At 42.5% G+C, this 15,452-nt stretch carries 16 protein-coding genes and 1 pseudogene; 10 read left to right on the top strand and 7 right to left on the bottom strand.

The window, feature by feature from the left end; genetic code table 11:
• Window positions 1-84: 84 nt before the first annotated feature.
• Window positions 85-1,143: an RNA-directed DNA polymerase gene (locus ACEYW6_RS29040; protein WP_412982476.1), complete on the top strand. Its 1,059-nt coding sequence runs from the start codon at window positions 85-87 to the stop codon at window positions 1,141-1,143.
• A gap of 21 nt (window positions 1,144-1,164) precedes the next feature.
• Window positions 1,165-1,320 (top strand): SUMF1/EgtB/PvdO family nonheme iron enzyme, encoded by a 156-nt coding sequence (locus ACEYW6_RS29035; protein WP_412982475.1) that lies wholly within the window; start codon window positions 1,165-1,167, stop codon window positions 1,318-1,320.
• Window positions 1,321-2,102: 782 nt separating this feature from the next.
• Here the strand turns inward: ACEYW6_RS29035 and fabG are convergent.
• Window positions 2,103-2,849 (bottom strand): 3-oxoacyl-[acyl-carrier-protein] reductase, encoded by a 747-nt coding sequence (gene fabG, locus ACEYW6_RS29030; RefSeq protein WP_412982474.1) that lies wholly within the window; start codon window positions 2,847-2,849, stop codon window positions 2,103-2,105.
• Between the two features lie 592 nt (window positions 2,850-3,441).
• Between fabG and trxA the strand changes: the two genes are divergently transcribed.
• The 3 genes from trxA to ACEYW6_RS29015 all read left to right on the top strand — a co-directional run bounded on the left by trxA (window position 3,442) and on the right by ACEYW6_RS29015 (window position 4,605).
• On the top strand, window positions 3,442-3,759 hold the full coding sequence (trxA, locus tag ACEYW6_RS29025; protein ID WP_190892356.1) for a thioredoxin: 318 nt from the start codon (window positions 3,442-3,444) through the stop codon (window positions 3,757-3,759).
• Window positions 3,760-3,973: 214 nt separating this feature from the next.
• Window positions 3,974-4,138, top strand: coding sequence for a hypothetical protein (locus tag ACEYW6_RS29020; RefSeq protein ID WP_412982473.1), 165 nt, complete (start codon window positions 3,974-3,976; stop codon window positions 4,136-4,138).
• 212 nt (window positions 4,139-4,350) lie between these two features.
• Window positions 4,351-4,605, top strand: a complete 255-nt coding sequence (locus ACEYW6_RS29015; RefSeq protein WP_190892358.1) for a hypothetical protein — start codon at window positions 4,351-4,353, stop codon at window positions 4,603-4,605.
• Window positions 4,606-4,888: 283 nt separating this feature from the next.
• Here ACEYW6_RS29015 and ACEYW6_RS29010 read toward each other — a convergent pair whose 3' ends face one another.
• From ACEYW6_RS29010 to ACEYW6_RS28995, 4 genes and pseudogenes are all read right to left on the bottom strand, one after another.
• Complete coding sequence (locus ACEYW6_RS29010; RefSeq protein WP_412982472.1) at window positions 4,889-5,647, bottom strand: isoprenyl transferase; 759 nt, start codon at window positions 5,645-5,647, stop codon at window positions 4,889-4,891.
• A 9-nt stretch (window positions 5,648-5,656) separates the two neighbouring features.
• Window positions 5,657-6,616, bottom strand: a pseudogene (locus tag ACEYW6_RS29005) (ferritin-like domain-containing protein).
• 205 nt (window positions 6,617-6,821) lie between these two features.
• Complete coding sequence (locus ACEYW6_RS29000; protein WP_412982494.1) at window positions 6,822-6,980, bottom strand: element excision factor XisH family protein; 159 nt, start codon at window positions 6,978-6,980, stop codon at window positions 6,822-6,824.
• 70 nt (window positions 6,981-7,050) lie between these two features.
• Window positions 7,051-8,307 carry an alkaline phosphatase PhoX gene (locus tag ACEYW6_RS28995; protein ID WP_412982471.1) on the bottom strand — a complete coding sequence of 419 codons (1,257 nt, stop codon included), beginning with the start codon at window positions 8,305-8,307 and terminating at the stop codon, window positions 7,051-7,053.
• Between the two features lie 239 nt (window positions 8,308-8,546).
• Between ACEYW6_RS28995 and ACEYW6_RS28990 the strand changes: the two genes are divergently transcribed.
• The 5 genes from ACEYW6_RS28990 to ACEYW6_RS28970 all read left to right on the top strand — a co-directional run bounded on the left by ACEYW6_RS28990 (window position 8,547) and on the right by ACEYW6_RS28970 (window position 12,811).
• Complete coding sequence (locus ACEYW6_RS28990; RefSeq protein WP_412982470.1) at window positions 8,547-8,945, top strand: hypothetical protein; 399 nt, start codon at window positions 8,547-8,549, stop codon at window positions 8,943-8,945.
• 86 nt (window positions 8,946-9,031) lie between these two features.
• The gene (locus tag ACEYW6_RS28985) at window positions 9,032-9,460 is read left to right on the top strand and encodes a hypothetical protein (protein ID WP_181931648.1); all 429 of its coding nucleotides are present in this window, start codon (window positions 9,032-9,034) and stop codon (window positions 9,458-9,460) included.
• Between the two features lie 146 nt (window positions 9,461-9,606).
• Window positions 9,607-9,870 carry a CopG family transcriptional regulator gene (locus tag ACEYW6_RS28980; protein ID WP_412982469.1) on the top strand — a complete coding sequence of 88 codons (264 nt, stop codon included), beginning with the start codon at window positions 9,607-9,609 and terminating at the stop codon, window positions 9,868-9,870.
• Window positions 9,857-10,282, top strand: a complete 426-nt coding sequence (locus tag ACEYW6_RS28975) for a type II toxin-antitoxin system VapC family toxin (protein WP_412982468.1) — start codon at window positions 9,857-9,859, stop codon at window positions 10,280-10,282. The genes ACEYW6_RS28980 and ACEYW6_RS28975 overlap by 14 nt, the downstream gene beginning before the upstream one ends.
• A gap of 120 nt (window positions 10,283-10,402) precedes the next feature.
• Complete coding sequence (locus ACEYW6_RS28970) at window positions 10,403-12,811, top strand: tetratricopeptide repeat protein (RefSeq protein ID WP_412982467.1); 2,409 nt, start codon at window positions 10,403-10,405, stop codon at window positions 12,809-12,811.
• Here ACEYW6_RS28970 and ACEYW6_RS28965 read toward each other — a convergent pair.
• On the bottom strand, window positions 12,778-13,392 hold the full coding sequence (locus ACEYW6_RS28965) for a HEAT repeat domain-containing protein (protein ID WP_412982466.1): 615 nt from the start codon (window positions 13,390-13,392) through the stop codon (window positions 12,778-12,780). The two genes, ACEYW6_RS28970 and ACEYW6_RS28965, sit on opposite strands and share 34 nt — an antisense overlap.
• Window positions 13,393-13,454: 62 nt before the next feature.
• On the bottom strand, window positions 13,455-15,452 hold a 1,998-nt coding region (locus tag ACEYW6_RS28960), incomplete at its 5' end, for a DUF4157 domain-containing protein (protein ID WP_412982465.1).

Below are 15,452 nucleotides of genomic sequence, written 5' to 3'. Positions count from 1 at the left end.
CTCCGTGGGTTAAAAACCTGATTTTTCGTTAGTCCACGGAGGTGGAATATTAGAGAAAACGGGGATTATGAGAACTACTATCTTATGAAACGTTACGGTAATCTTTACCCTGAAATTATTGAGTTTGAAAATATATTACTTGCTGCACGAAAAGCGCAGAAAGGCAAGCGCTTTAGAGAACAAGTTTTACCGTTTAATTATAATTTAGAAACTGAATTAATCAAGATACAACAAGAACTAGAAGGTAAAACTTATAAGCCTGGTAACTATAGAACTTTTCATATCAAAGAACCAAAAATCCGCATGATTTCTGCGGCTCCCTATCGAGACAGAGTAGTACATCATGCTTTGTGTAATTTAATATTACCGATTCTTGAAACTACATTTATTGCTGATTCTTACGCTAATCGATTGGGTTTTGGTACTCATCGTGCTTTAGGGTGCTTTGTCAAGTTTTCTCGTTCTAGCCGCTATGTGCTTCAATGCGACATTCAAAAATATTTTCCTAGTATCGACCATGAAATTTTGAAAGGTCTATTACGCCGAAAAATCAAATGCCCTGATACACTTTGGTTAATTGATACTATTATTGACAACAGTAACGAGCAGTTAGCAGCAATTGATCATTTTGAAGGCGATGAATTATTAACGCCATTGCAACGACGACGGGGTTTACCGATTGGTAATCTTACCAGCCAATTTTTTGCTAATGTTTATCTAAATGGATTTGACCATTTTATCAAAGAAGAACTTAAAGTAAAAAAATATCTCCGCTACGTTGACGATTTTGCTTTATTTTCTGATGATTGGGGATTTTTAGCTGAAGCAAGATTGGCTATTGAAGAATATCTTTCTAGGTTAAGAATAAAAATTCATCCTGTAAAAAGTCAATTATTTGCAACAAAACATGGTACTAACTTTGTAGGTTTTCGCATTTTTCCAGAGTCCATCAGAGTCCGCACAGAAAATTTAAGACGCGCAAGACGCAGACTTAGGGGTATGCAGAATGATTATATTTTAGGTAAAATTAGTCAAGAAAAAGTATCTCAATCAATTCAAAGTTGGTTTGCTCATTTAGAACATGGAGATACTTGGCAGTTACGCCAAAAGATATTTACTTCTATCGTTTGGGCGAGGGGGTAGAGAAGGGGCAGGCAACTCCGAGTGCTGCGCGGTGGTTCCTGGAACAACAATCCTGAAAACTGTCGTTCTGCTAACCGCAACAGGAACAATCCCGATAACGACAACAACAACAACGGTTTTCGGGTGGTGTGTGGTGCTGCGGCGAGCGCTCTTCTGTGCCAGAGTCGGCGGATGTGAATGCGTCGAGCGTGCCAAAGAAGAGTCCAGACCTGTTCCTGTGATGTTGGTGACGATATCCAAAAATCAAACTGGGTTGGGTAGCTTGGTAGGCATTTAGCTGAAGAGTTGCCCAATTCTATTAGTTTTAGAGTATTAAGATTATTCTACAGGTAAATGCGGGTATAGTTGCCAAAATTCATTGATATTAGGGATTTACGATCTTTGAAGTTAGTTTACGCAATGTGCAACTTAATTTTTGACCTCACTTCCATTCCTCTCTCCTTGCAGGCTACGGTGTACACACAAGTAGGAAATAGTAGTCTGTCAAGGAATAATTGACGAGTCCATTCTTTGTAGAGACGGCGATTTATCGCGTCTCCCTAACGGTCAATTTTTTAGACGCGATAAATCGCGTCTCTACATGAGGGGTTTCTGGCTTATCCCAAGGGTATTGGGATAAAACTGGTGACTTGTGTGTACACTGTAGCCTTGCAGGAGAGAGGCTTTGAATTCTCCTTCCCTGGTAGGGAAGGGGGCTGGGGGGTTAGGTTCGAGTAAAAGTTGCACACAGCGTTAGTTTAGAAGTTGAAAACTCGATTTACGAGCGTGAACTACCTTAAATAAAATCAGGTGCGTTACGCTTTTGGGGTAACACACCCTACGAAAATGCTGTAGATGCGATGAATTGTGTCTCTACTTATACCGATTCAATTAATGATTGCAACACATCCTTGGGTAAAGACGCGATTCATCGCGTCTCTACAAATGGTGTATTTGTCGCATTGTTTTTTAAATTGGTACTATGCCATGACCATACCGCCATCGACGTTAAAGACTTGTCCAGTTATGTAGTTGGCGGCGGGATCGGCGGCGAGGAAGCGCACCATTCCAGCGACTTCTTCGGGCTGACCGAAGCGACCGAGGGGGATGTATTTCAGAATATCTTCGGGGTTGTTGAGATCGCTGGTCATGTCGGTGGTGATGAATCCAGGCGCGACGGCGTTAACGGTGATACCGCGTGTAGCTAGTTCTTTGGCAACGCTTTTGGTGAATCCGATTACACCTGCCTTGGCGGCGCTGTAATTAGACTGACCTGGGTTGCCCATTTGCCCAGCAACGGAGGTAATGTTGATAATCCGTCCCGATCGCTGCTTCAGCATGATTTTACTTACGGCACGTGTACATAAGAAAACACCAGTTAAATTAAGGTCTATAACAGCTTGCCAATCTTCTGGCTTCAAACGCAAAAGCAGTGTGTCGCGCGTAATACCTGCGTTATTGACCAAAATATCCACGCGGCTAAACTTTTCCATGACGGCGTTAACTAGTGCGTCTACTTGATCGCTTTTAGAAACGTCAGCCTGGATAGCGATCGCCTGACCTCCCGCATTTGTAATTTCTGTAACAACTGCCTCAGCCGCTGTACTCGAACTGGCATAATTGACAACTGCGATCGCTCCCTGTGTGGCTAATTCAACTGCGATCGCTCGGCCAATTCCTCGTGATGCACCTGTGACAATTGCGACTTTATCTTGTAATAGTGTCATTTAATGTTCCTCAATCTTAGAAATACCGCGCTAATTATCTTAGGGTGATTTCGGGAACATCTGAATATTGTCTCGATCAAATATCTATAGTTATTTCTCTGTGATCTAGATGAATAACTTGAAGCAATACAAGTAAATCGGCGTAAATAATTGTCGCGGGGATAAGGCAAGAGGCAATAGTTATAAGGGTTAAAACCCTTGTTCATTTTTCTTCATATAGTTTGATTTTATTGTGCCAACCTACTTATTGTTGATTTAATTTATAGCTGGGATGCCGAGTAGCCTGTCGTCATCGCCTGACTGGATAGACTAGGAAGTGTTGCAGCTACAACCGTCGTAGACATTACTTTCGTGAATGCCCTGTATAGTTAGTTATTTGATTGGTCAGCATAAGTTTAAATACATATCTAATGCATATACACAAACGAGAATAATATACATATTTTATTATAATTATTTAAGATTTTTTGCTTGTAAATCAATCTACATTGACTAATCTAATCCTTTCCCAACAAAAACCCATAAACCTATACCGATTTTATTTTCTAAGAATTACTATTGAAACAAACAATTGAAAATCGGTGTCTGTCACATGGCAACTAAAAAGCAATTTAACAGCTTTGAAGAGATGCTGTCTGCTTCTGATGTACCTGTATTAGTAGATTTTTACGCTGACTGGTGTGGCCCATGCCAAATGATGGTGCCAATTTTAGAGCAAGTCAATGCCCAACTCAAGGATCGCCTAAGAATTGTCAAAATTGACACTGAAAAATACACTGACTTAGCCACGCAGTATAAAATTGCCTCTCTCCCAACCTTAGTACTGTTTAAGCAGGGTCAGCCTGTGGATCGGATAGAGGGAGTGATGCAAGCACCGCAGCTGGTTCAATATCTACAAACAAAGATTTAATACCATTAATAATTTGGATTTTAGCTGCCAGAGGCGCGAAAGATCGCGTCTTTTTTAGTGGGGCGCACAGCTAGCTGTAGCCCTACAAATCACCGTGTAAAATCTTAAGTAAATGTTAAGCATATCTACTTATACGTCTAGAGAAAGTAGTTTAGAAATTAAGAAGGCTATATTGTATAGATATAACAAAATATCTTGACAAACAAAGCAATCTATGAATAACAAGCAGGAAAGACCTGACAAATCCTATATTTGGGTAAATATTGATTTTGATAAAGTTCAACATAGAATAAATGCGGTGACTTGCCAGATTGAGCGGGTTATACAAAAGCACCAACTTTCAAATCAAACTGGTAAATCAGGCAAAAGAAATAATTAGGTTATCTGTAGGGCGATGCCTACGATGGGCTTAGGGTTATTCACTTTGTTTTTAGTGTAGCGATTGATTGCACTAGTTTTGGACAACAGATTTTAGACAAAGCAACTATATTTTTGTAAAACACCAATATTATTCGATAATCGTCCACCGAATTTCTACTTATTTATTAGTAATTATTTTATCCTCGACACTCCTAAAAAGGAGTGTTATTTTTGGGAGGATATCTGCTTGCTAATTATGCTGTGAAAGGGTGTGAAGAAATGATGGGATGGCTATTTGGAAGCCTTGTTAAACAATTTGAAGGTGCAGCTAAAGAAGTTGTAAGAGAGAGTAGTAAAGAAATAGCTGACTTGTTTGATGACAAACTTTATCCTTTAGCCGACAAGCTTGATTATATAGCTCAAGAAAGCATTAATCCAAACTCATTGAACCGACGCTGCCAAACCAAGGCAGCAAAAAGTTCTTGAGGAGAATAGGATTTCGCAATCGATTGGATTTTGCCTAAATCAAGCATCACATTGACGGTAAGTAATATTTTTAACAAAACATTTGTAACTACCCTTGCAGTTTATTTACCCAGTGGCTGCTATTCTTATAGTTACTTCGGTCTGTCATAGCAGATAGATTATCCTCAATAATGTTTTAATTTATGAGCGCTCATATACCATCGTGGTAATGTGGGTGCTTTTACTTTATCCCTCATGGCAAAAATCCGGTTTAGTTTTGAGGGGATGTCTGGTGTTTGGTAAATTAAGCTGATACTGAAGCTTTAACTTGACCAAAACGGCGATCGCGACTTTGATAGCTCAACAAAGCCTGATAAAATGCTTCTCTATTAAAATCTGGCCAAAAGATATCGGTGAAATACATCTCTGTATAAGCCATTTGCCACAAGAGAAAATTACTCAATCGCATCTCACCACTGGTACGAATCAGCAAATCGGGTTCTGGAGTATCTGCTGTGTAGAGATGTTGTTCTACAAGACTTTCATTCACTTCTTGGGGACTGAGTTCGCCCTGTTGCACGAGTTGAGCGACTTGACGACAAACTCTGGTAATTTCGTTGCGGCTACCGTAGTTGACTGCAACAGTAAAGTGGATTGCTTGATTGTTCAACGTCTCTGTCATTGAACGTTCCATTTCCGTCTGTAGAGACTTGGGTAAAGCGGATAAATCTCCAATAAACGAGATTCGTACTCCTTCACGATGCATCTGAGCCAACTCGCGGTGTAGTAATCGCTCAAACAAATGCATCAGAAAATCCACTTCTTCAACGGGACGCTGCCAATTTTCTGTTGAGAAAGCATAGGCTGTCAAAGCTTTAACTCCCCAATCCTTGCAGCAACGCAATAGTTCTTTGAGCGTTCTTGCTCCTTGGCGATGTCCAGCAATGCGCGGTAATCCTCGACTGGTTGCCCATCGTCCGTTACCATCCATGATGACGGCGATATGTTGGGGTATTTTTTGGGGGTTTAAATCGGTGGGTAATTTTGATTTGTTATTTGTCATTTGTTTTTATTAATTTCTAATTTCAAATAAATCTTGCAAATACTCTGGTATGAGGCTATTGTTCCAACTCCACAAACGATGCATTGTGTAGGTGAAGGTGAAGAGGAGAGTTGTTTTGTTGGTTAATGACCAAGCATTCCAGTTAAGGGTAGCCATCATGCGGCGGAGGGTACGCATAAGGTTATTACGCTGATAGTTTGGCGTTAGCGAAGCTCACCGAAGGTATCGCGTTTTGATCAGCGTGCGTCCAATTCGCATCAACCCAGTATCAGGGAAAGTCCAGACTCCAAACCCCCAGAATTTGGTCATGTGATTGATTTCATCCTGTGCTAGTTCTTCTAAAACATCCTGGAGTGCGCCAGTGGTGTGAGCCATCAACCAAATATAAAGACAGGTAGCACCGTATTCTGTAGCAATGCGGTGTAAGCCGTGGCGATATAAGTCTTCGTGAGCGTCATCTGTGGGAAGATAGCTTCTAACAGTCCGAAGTTTTGGGGTAATTTTCTCGCCTGTTAATTGGGTGTAGATTTTGATTAATGCAGGAGTATGCTGGCGTTCTTCCTTTTCCCACAAACCAAGTTCCAGCAGTTCGCCATCTTCACCAACTGTTCCACCAACAAACCGAGCCATCTGAGGATGCAATTTTTCTAAATACTGGCGACTGGTTTGGGTATAGCCGCGAATGGGGGCTTCTGTGTCCATTGCACCTATCAATATAGATAAAAATACCTCTGCGTCTAAGCCGATAATTTGATTGCGGTTAATCGTTTGCCAATCAATGGGTTTCCAGGGACGCGGTTGGGGATTGGCAAACTGTATCAGTAAATCTTCCAGACTATCATGTAGTTTTTCGACTGCAATATATTTGTCTATGAGTGAGCGAATGCGGCGCTGTGTTTGCAAGTAATGAGGACTGGGATAGCTTTGACCTGCTAAATCTTCTGTGAGTGGGCTAATGGTATTAAGCATATTTTTATACTTAAATTTTTATCTCTATGCCCAATAGCCTAAGCGATCGCACTATTGTTTGTCAGTCGGCTGAAGTCGGCAATTTTATGTGATGCAGTTGCAAAAGTCGGGGAAAAAGTCTTTAGTGTCGTTGTAGTAACCTGCAATTATAAATGCCTAAATCTGTAATCAAGGTATTTTCAAACCAGGATTAACTGACTCTTAATCAGCAAAGCCAGACATACTGTCCCAGTACTTTTTCTAAATCTTTTACGTCAGACTGTCTGACAAAGCTTTTCACTTCAACAACAATTCTTTGAAATCCCTTCTCGGCACTGATAAGGTGTTCTACTCCCAAATCAGTCGATAAACTCTTTTTCCCGATTTGAAGTCACTATAAGAGCCTAGCCAGGGCGATCGCTCCTACCCTGACTAGGCTGAAACAGGACGTAGCGTTACCAGGGTCCCCAGATAGCAAAGGTTATTCCTGGACTCTGTGTGTTGACAAACATCGTCTGACCATCGGGAGAGAAGCAGACACCGGCGAACTCTGATGTGTTGAGGGCATTCTTAGCAAATTTATAAAGACTGCCACTAGGAGTAATGCCCAGAATGTAATCCGTTCCATCCCCATCTTCACAGAGGAAGATGTCCCGGTTGGGGAAAACCACAAGATTGTCTGGATTGTCTAGGACACTAGAATTGTTGGGTTCAATATAGAGTTCAACGGTATTATTAGCGGGCGAATAACGCCAAATCTGCCCATTTCCAGAACTACTACCACTCTTGCAGGTGAAGTAGACATAACCACCGCCATAAAAGATGCCTTCCCCACCTGAAAACCTGGCGGCACCGCTGTTATTCCCTGCTGTTCTGACAGTATCAGATGTGGGATCAGGATTGCTAATCTGTACCCAGTTCACCGCCCTAGGCGTATTTTTTGGGAAACCCGTAGCTGTGTTGATTCCAGACGACCCTATAATCCTTAAAGCGTATAGCGAGCCACCAGCACTCAGGTTGTTGGTTTGGTTGGGAATGAAGCGGTAGAAAAGCCCGTCACTCCGGTCTTCTGTCATGTAGATATACCCTGTGTTGGGGTCTACAGCAGCAGCCTCGTGATTAAAACGCCCCATAGCGGTTAGTGGGACGGGGGTGACAAAAGTATTTGCACTACTCGGAACTTCAAACACATAACCATGCTTCTTGCCGTTATTGGTTTCAAAAGTTTCCTCGCAGGTTAACCATGACCCTGAAGGCGTAGGGCCACCGGCACAGTTGCGAATAGTTCCCGCTAGGACACCCCGATGTTCTACCAGGTTACGGGAAGAATTAACAACCAATTTAGTACAACCGCCCCTTGCATTTGAGTTGTACTTGCTGCCACTGGGAGCGCCCACACCATTCCCAGAAGTACCGAGTTCATGATTGCGAATTAGAATCGTATTGCCATTAGACCCGGCAAAAGCACCCATACCATCGTGACCACCCGGTACTAAGTAACCATCATTCATCGTTTGGCCTGTTTCGGACAGTCTGCGGTAAGTGAATCCAGCTGGCAAATCTAATACTCCGTTGGGGTCGGTCACTAAATTGCCGTAGGGGCCAGCAGCGATCGCAGGTTTAGCATAGAATGCTTGCAAAGGAGATAGAAGGACAGCACCTGTAGCAGATGCCCCTGCCAGGGTAAAAAACTGACGTCTCGATAGATTCAATGTATACTCCCTGATATTTTGGATGAGGCTTAATTTGTTGCAAATAGCTAGCCTCAATTATCTAGGAAGAGTAAGTTTTTCAAATTAATAAGAGGTTAAAAAAAGATTATTCAATGCATTGAAGTAATACAAATTTATAAACTTATTTCCTTAATGTTTTTTCTTCGGCAAGCGATTATTCGTAAGTAACAAGTGAAGTTCCGATTCTATCGTTACAATTATGTAAAATTAATCCAAAAATGACAAAGCTACAAATTGGCTCTCCATCAGAAACAATAATAGACGCTCACAAATACTGGAACGCCACTGGTATTTATCTAGAAATAGGAGCAAGTTATAAGTTTGAAGTACAAGGAGAACAGTTTTGGTATGATGCCAAGATTAGAAGTGATGCAGATGGGTATACAAAACCGTGGCTACGTTGGGCTGAGATGTTCCGAAGAAAACCAAACGAAAACTGGTTTTCCCTAATTGGGAATATTGGCCAGTCTGGTGAACAAGAGTTCTTAATTGGGAAGAAATTGGAGAAATATAAAGCTTCTTCAAGTGGGGAGTTGTTTTGTTATGCTAATGATGTTCCAATAATGTATTTTAACAATCATGGAACTTTAATTTTGACTATTACAAGATTGAGTTAATTGAAGAAGAATTTAGGTGCGATTCGTTGTGTGGCAAAATCTCGGTAATCAGCCCGTAAATAACCCATTCCATAACGAAAAGGCTTATGGTTAATAGCAAATATCCAGATGAGAGTAAGTGGATGTTCGTAAGACAGGATAATAATGCACCTGACGGTGAAAAGCAAGATTGCTACTATGGCACCTTAGAAGATTGTTTATGGCGTATGCGTGTATGTATAGCTGATCAGCTTAATGACGAAGCCATGCGAGAACTAGGTTATACATTTGATGAAGTCAGTAGAGCAGAAATATGGTTTGAGGAGCAAAAAGATTTTTGGGCGAATACAGAGGATACTTCAAAAACGAGGCAATATGTAGCTGCAATGACAGAAAAGGCTGAACGAATTTTAGACTCTCTTCAAGCTAGAGTAAACGAGAAACTACAAAGGATCAAAACCCAGTGTCTAACAGCAGGAATTGTTAGTACTACAAATTGGTTTATTAAATATAACGGTAATGACAATGAGGGGTAAAAGTAGCGAGCGTGACATGAGCAGCTACGTAACGTGGGTCTGATTTCACCATAAGTAATGATGGTGCTGATGTTACCTAATGAGTTTTATTCTAGACGATTCGACGCGGACGATATACTTTAGGTAAACGTTCTAAGTTAGTGGCGATGAAGAATTTTGATATTCAGCTAGATGAAGAATATGCTCAAAAGCTTGCCTACATCCAACAGGAGGCTGACCAAGATACAGTAGAGGCAATTAAATCTTCGATTGAACTGCGCTATCAACAACTTCAACAACAAAAAACAGATCCGTTAGCTAAACTCAAGCAGAGTAAATTTATCGGCTGTTTTAAAGGAGAAACTGACTTAGCTGCTAATTCGGAAACCATTGTGCGATCGCTAATGCAAGAAAAGTATGATCGTCGCTGATACCGGCTTTTTTGTGGCACTTGGGAACCAAAACGATCAATACCATCAATTAGCACTACAAGTTTTAAATGCTCTCAATGAACCACTAGTCACTACTTACCCTGTAATTACCGAAACTTGTTACCTTCTTCTTGCCAGAGGAGATGGTAATAATGCTCAATGTAGTTTTTTGAGAGAGGTTGCACAGGAAGCATTTGAGGTGTTCGACTTACGAAGTCACCATGTTGCACGTATGGTTGAACTTATGGAAAAATATGCAGATTTGCCAATGGATATGGCAGATGCTTCTCTGGTTGTCCTAGCAGAACATCTGGGACATGGCCGAATTTTGACGCTTGATCAACGAGACTTTAATACCTACCGTTGGAATAACAGCAATCGTTTCAAGAACTTGCTGCTGAATTTTGAATAAATTTTGTAAAAGTCGGGAAAAAAGTCGGATTTACAGAATCTTATCCGAAAACTCCCGCAACATAACTGTAGAGTGATTTATAGTTGTCCCTAAAATCTGAACTCCCCTCGTCGTTACACAATGGACGCTGAAGCAGCATTAGCATGGTTAGATGCCATAATTCCCCCGCAGACTGGGGAACGGTTGAGCGATTTGCAAAAAGTGATTCTTGTGCAAGTTTGGTTAGGTAGAAAATACTTAGATATAGCTCATTCTTACGGTTGTACGGAAGGACACGCCAAGGATGCTGGTTCTCAGTTATGGAAGCTGCTTTCTAAAGTTTTGCGGGAAAAAATTACCAAAAGTAATTGTCGCGCTACTTTAGAGCGAGTTCTGAGAAAAACTACTGCTATATCATCCAGTCTGATTGATTACTCGCGATCGCCCCAAAATCCCACCCCAAAATTAGAGGATACCAATTTTATTGGACGAACAGCAGCGATCGCTCACCTGAATACTTTGGTAAATCAGGGATCGAAAGTGATTGTTATCCAAGGAGAGGGAGGTTTAGGGAAAACCACTCTAGCGCAGCAATATCTCCAAACTCAGGGGTTTGACTTGGTTTTGGAACTGTTAATGGCGAAGGAAACGCAAAACATCACCCCCGCCGAACGCGTAGTAGAGGAATGGCTGAAACAAGATTTTGATCAAGAACCTGGGGTAGAATTTGGGGTAACATTGGGACGACTCAAGCGCCAACTCCACAATCGGCGGATTGGGGTGTTAATTGACAATCTCGAACCTGCATTGGATCAACAAGGTGGGTTGATTGCTTCTCACCGCAACTATGTAGAACTATTGCGGGTGTTGGCTGATGCAAGGGTGCAATCTGTCACCTTGATTACCAGTCGCGATCGCCTTTGTGAACCTGGGCTAAATGTAAATCACTATCGGCTTCCTGGCTTGGATCAAAGCGCATGGCAACAATTTTTTAGCAACCGTGGGTTAGCTATTAACTCGCCAACCTTGCAAATCATGCATCGCACATACGGCGGTAATGCTAAAGCAATGGGAATTCTCTGCGGTTCAATTCAGGAGGATTTCGACGGTGACATGGTTCTTTATTGGCAAGAAAATCATGCTGATCCTTTAGCAGCAACCGATTTAAAAAATTTGGCGGTTAGTCAAATCAATCGTCTGCAAGCCCTTGACCTCCAAGCCTATCGCTTACTTTGCCGTTTGGGATGTTATCGTTACCAAGATATACCCAGCATCTCATCACAAGGTTTATTTTGTTTACTTTGGGATGTCCCACCTGACCAACATCGCCAAATCATCGCCTCCTTGAGAAATCGGTCTTTGGTAGAGTGTGATAAAGGTGAATACTGGCTGCATCCTGTGATTCGGAAAGAAGCGATCGCGCGTTTACGCCCCAGCAATGAATGGGAAATTACCAACCACAAAGCCGCAGAATTTTGGACAACTAGTGTTAAACAAATTGAAACCTTTAAAGATGCTTTGCAAGCTCTGGAAGCATATTATCACTATATAGAAATTAATGAGTTTGAGTTAGCAGGTAAGGTAGTTTTAAAAAGCAGAAATAATCAATGGCAGCAGTTTTTGCCTCTTGGTAGTACTTTGTATCGTATGGGTTTAATTCAACCGATACTTACGGCAATTAATCAAGTTGTTAATAATCTAGAAAACGACCAGAACCTCAGCGAACTTTATAATATATTAGGTGATTTATATTGGATAATAGGTAAAATTAGTCAAGCGATCGCCTGTCAAGAAAAGACTATTAATCTGGCAACACAAGCACTCAAATCACTTGTACCTCAACCAGGAAATAAACATCCGGTTTACTATCTGAGGATGCTAAAAGTAGATTCTTTATTAAGTATTGGTCTTTATAAAATAGATTTGTGGGAACTAGAGGCAGCCACGAATTTATTTCAACAAGTAATTTACCTAGCCCAAAATACTGAGCATCATCGCTGGGCAGAGAAAGCATCAGTTTGTTTGGCTTTGGTGTATTCTTATTTAGGTTTGCGTGATGCCTCCTTTGCATTAGCAGATGTAGCTTATCAGAATATTACAAACGCAAAACTCGTAGAACAAACTGGGCGATTTGTCTACTTCATGCAAATTTTGGGTCAAACCTACGTCAATTTAGGAGATTTTTCCCAGGCCAATCAAATATTTCACCAAGCTTTGACCTTTGCTGAAGAAAGTCACTATATGCAGGTAAAAGCAAAAACACTCAATGGTTTAGCAGAAATTAATCGGCAACAAGCAGATGTTGAATTAGCCCTCGTTCATCATAGAGAAGCCATCGAACTTTTAGATAAAATAGGTGCTAAGTGTGATTTAGCTGAAGCTTATTTTCAATTAGGTTTAACTTATCAGAAGATGGTAAAGCCTGATGAAAGTCAAATGAATTTTAATCAGGCGATTCAGTTATTTACTGAAATCAAAGCTCCGAAGCAAGTTGAAAAAATTTTAACCTGTGCGGCTCAAAGCTGTGTTAACCATTCCTGCCATTGTTGAGCTGCTTTATCTCGTTCTGACTCTGGCCCGGCGGGATCATAACTTCCCAAATTCTGCCACAACTGATTCCAGTCCTGCCCTTGGGGTAGTTTACTTACCACAGCCTTAACAATCAAAAAAGCTCGTTCACGAGTGAGGTCATTGGGTGCTTGCAAAAGAGGAATTACCAAAGGCAAAACTTCTTTTCCCCCTCGCATTAGAGGATACATCGAGGCTGTGTAAGGATTGTGCAGGATGTCAGGGTAATCATCAAGGGTGGCAACCAAAGCAGGCAATGAGCGTTTATCTCCTAATTGGTGTAAAGCAGTGGCAGCACGGGCACGCACTTCTGGATTAGTATCATGGGTGGCTTGGAACAAAGCATCGGCACTGGCAGGATCAGCAATTTCGCTCAGTCCTTCAGCTGCAAGACGACGGGTACGGGGGTTGGAATGAGTCAAGGCTTCCAACAAAATGGGGGTAGCTTGTTTGCCTAAACGGATCAATTCACCCAGAGCTAAACCGCTAGTGTCTTGATCTGTGGAGTAGAGGCGTGCTTTGATCTGCTCCATAGGTGTGGCGGTAGCGTCTTGATTATTCATATACAAATTTCCTCCAATGACGAGTATCAAAACTGTCACGAATATTCCTGCCGTTCTCCAGATCACGGTGTCGCTCCTCCCGCTGCTGGTGCTGCTGGTGCTGCTGCTGGCACATGTTCAAAGCTCAAAACGACCCGGCGATTGCCCCGACGATTCGCTTCTGTATCTTGGTTAGTAGTGGCATCAGGTGTAAAGTCCTGGGTTGATCCAGAGCCGATAGTAACAGCGCTAATTTGAGCTTCAGCTACACCCTTAGCACGCAGGGCTGCTCCTACTGCCTGTGCTCTGCGTAAAGATAGCTCTAAGTTGTGCCGAGAAGCACCGCCCCGCTTGTCGGCGAAGCCTTCGGGAGTTACTTTTACATCAGGGAAGCGCCGCAGGTAATCTAAGAATGTATCAATCTTGCCTGTTTCGCTGGAACTCAGTTGGTCGCTGTCGAAATCAAAGTAAAAAATAACTGGTTCGTGTACGTAAAAATCTCGATGCTTATCCAAAGCCGCATCAAAAGTGGCGGATTGCCCATCCTGTACTGATGCATGTTCATTCTGAACCACGCCAGACCGGATCTGAAGTCCCCATTTGAGAGCACCGTAAGTTGTCATCGTGTCTTCGCCCTTCGCCACTGTCTCAAAATCGAAGTTGATATCAGGGTTGGCTGGGTTGATTGACGAGTATCCTGGTGCATCGGTTAGCTCTGCATCTTTAATATCAGTCGGGTCATCGGAGCGTTTGTAACCAATAGTGGCTCCACCTGCACCACTGGAAGAAGGTCGGGAAAGTCCAGGAGTTGCGGGATTAGGTTGGGCTGGGTCGTTGCCAAAGGGGTACTGAGCAGGTAAAGCATTTCCTGCTGGGGCATTGGTTCCGGCACCACCGTGGGCAGGTGCATCATTGTGCAGTACGTCAGTGAAATATCCGCCCTCAACTCCCGTGGCCGCATCAGCAGTGGTACGGAGGCTAGCACCACGAGCAGCAGGCAAAGACTGAGGTTCCACATTATTAGTACCCGCAGCATTTGTCAGTCGCACAATTTGAATTAGTCCAATCTGGTTGGAGTAGGGAGCGGTAACAGAAGGGTGAAATCGGATCGTGATAGGTAGGTTTGACCCACCCGTTGTAGCATTCACTTGAAATGAACCATGAGTAACGTTGTATGTGGGGTTAATTGCCCGTTGAATTAATTTTCTCTGGGCTGTACCTGTCTGCTGCACCACATGAGTCAGTTCATGGGCAGTCAATGCATCATTACCGGGTGATTTGCCTGCACCAAAGAAAATGTTTTGCTGGTGCGTAAATGCCTGGGCATTCAAATCTTGATTCATCTGCACCGCTTGAGTACCTGTATGTACCCGCACTTGACTAAAATCGGTGCCAAAGCGGGGTTCCATAAAGGAGCGCACTGCATCTGGTAAAGGGCTTCCTGCTCCTTCACTGCTGTTTAGCCGACTCTCAAAATTTTCCCCAGTCTGGAAGCTGTCATTGGTAGCGAGTTGTAGCGATCGCTTGGTTTGTAATTCCTCTGGTAAAATCTCTCTTTGGATAGGTGCATTAAAAAGTTTAGTTTGTAATTTCTCTTCTTCTTCTGGTATCGCCTCCCGTTGCACTAAGGGAGTTATCGCAGCTGCTAGAGGCTTAGTTTGCACTTGGTTTTGAATCTGTGTATCCTGTAAACCTATTGGCTCTGGTTTAGCCATCCGCATAATCTGATTGGCAACTTTATCGGCTTCCTGCTCATAATGGTCGTCTGGCGCACCAACTGTGAGTTTTGCCTGGGGACGATGCAAGGATATGCGACTAATATCATGACCAAGAGGCTGTTGTTTGACGGCTTCTGCTTGCAAGAATTGCTCATCAACAGAAGACTGCGCTTCTTGAAGGTCAGTTGATGCCTCAGTTAGTCTTTGGATTGGAGGATTATTTGTTTGTAAACCAAAGCCACGCGTTGGAGAAGCCAGTGTGGGAATAGTTGATAAGGCAAGGGACCATCGGTGAGAGGTTAGAATGATTGCACTTTTGTCAAGAGGGTGCAGGAAAAGGCGATAAATCCAGCTTGGGGACTG

It is taken from the genome of Nostoc sp. UIC 10607 (assembly GCF_047228265.1).
In the GTDB taxonomy this organism is placed as follows: domain Bacteria; phylum Cyanobacteriota; class Cyanobacteriia; order Cyanobacteriales; family Nostocaceae; genus Nostoc; species Nostoc foliaceum_A.
This window is presented reverse-complemented; position numbering and strand designations above follow the sequence as displayed.

What these genes read in the sequence shown, in the direction of transcription:
- ACEYW6_RS28970 (WP_412982467.1), top strand. Translation starts at nt 10,403, where the DNA reads ATGGACGCTGAAGCAGCATTAGCATGGTTAGATGCCATAATTCCCCCG.
- ACEYW6_RS29040 (WP_412982476.1), top strand. Translation starts at nt 85, where the DNA reads ATGAAACGTTACGGTAATCTTTACCCTGAAATTATTGAGTTTGAAAAT.
- ACEYW6_RS28980 (WP_412982469.1), top strand. Translation starts at nt 9,607, where the DNA reads ATGAAGAATTTTGATATTCAGCTAGATGAAGAATATGCTCAAAAGCTT.
- ACEYW6_RS29020 (WP_412982473.1), top strand. Translation starts at nt 3,974, where the DNA reads ATGAATAACAAGCAGGAAAGACCTGACAAATCCTATATTTGGGTAAAT.
- ACEYW6_RS28965 (WP_412982466.1), bottom strand. Translation starts at nt 13,392, where the DNA reads ATGAATAATCAAGACGCTACCGCCACACCTATGGAGCAGATCAAAGCA.
- fabG (WP_412982474.1), bottom strand. Translation starts at nt 2,849, where the DNA reads ATGACACTATTACAAGATAAAGTCGCAATTGTCACAGGTGCATCACGA.
- trxA (WP_190892356.1), top strand. Translation starts at nt 3,442, where the DNA reads ATGGCAACTAAAAAGCAATTTAACAGCTTTGAAGAGATGCTGTCTGCT.
- ACEYW6_RS28985 (WP_181931648.1), top strand. Translation starts at nt 9,032, where the DNA reads ATGGTTAATAGCAAATATCCAGATGAGAGTAAGTGGATGTTCGTAAGA.
- ACEYW6_RS29010 (WP_412982472.1), bottom strand. Translation starts at nt 5,647, where the DNA reads ATGACAAATAACAAATCAAAATTACCCACCGATTTAAACCCCCAAAAA.
- ACEYW6_RS28990 (WP_412982470.1), top strand. Translation starts at nt 8,547, where the DNA reads ATGACAAAGCTACAAATTGGCTCTCCATCAGAAACAATAATAGACGCT.
- ACEYW6_RS28975 (WP_412982468.1), top strand. Translation starts at nt 9,857, where the DNA reads ATGATCGTCGCTGATACCGGCTTTTTTGTGGCACTTGGGAACCAAAAC.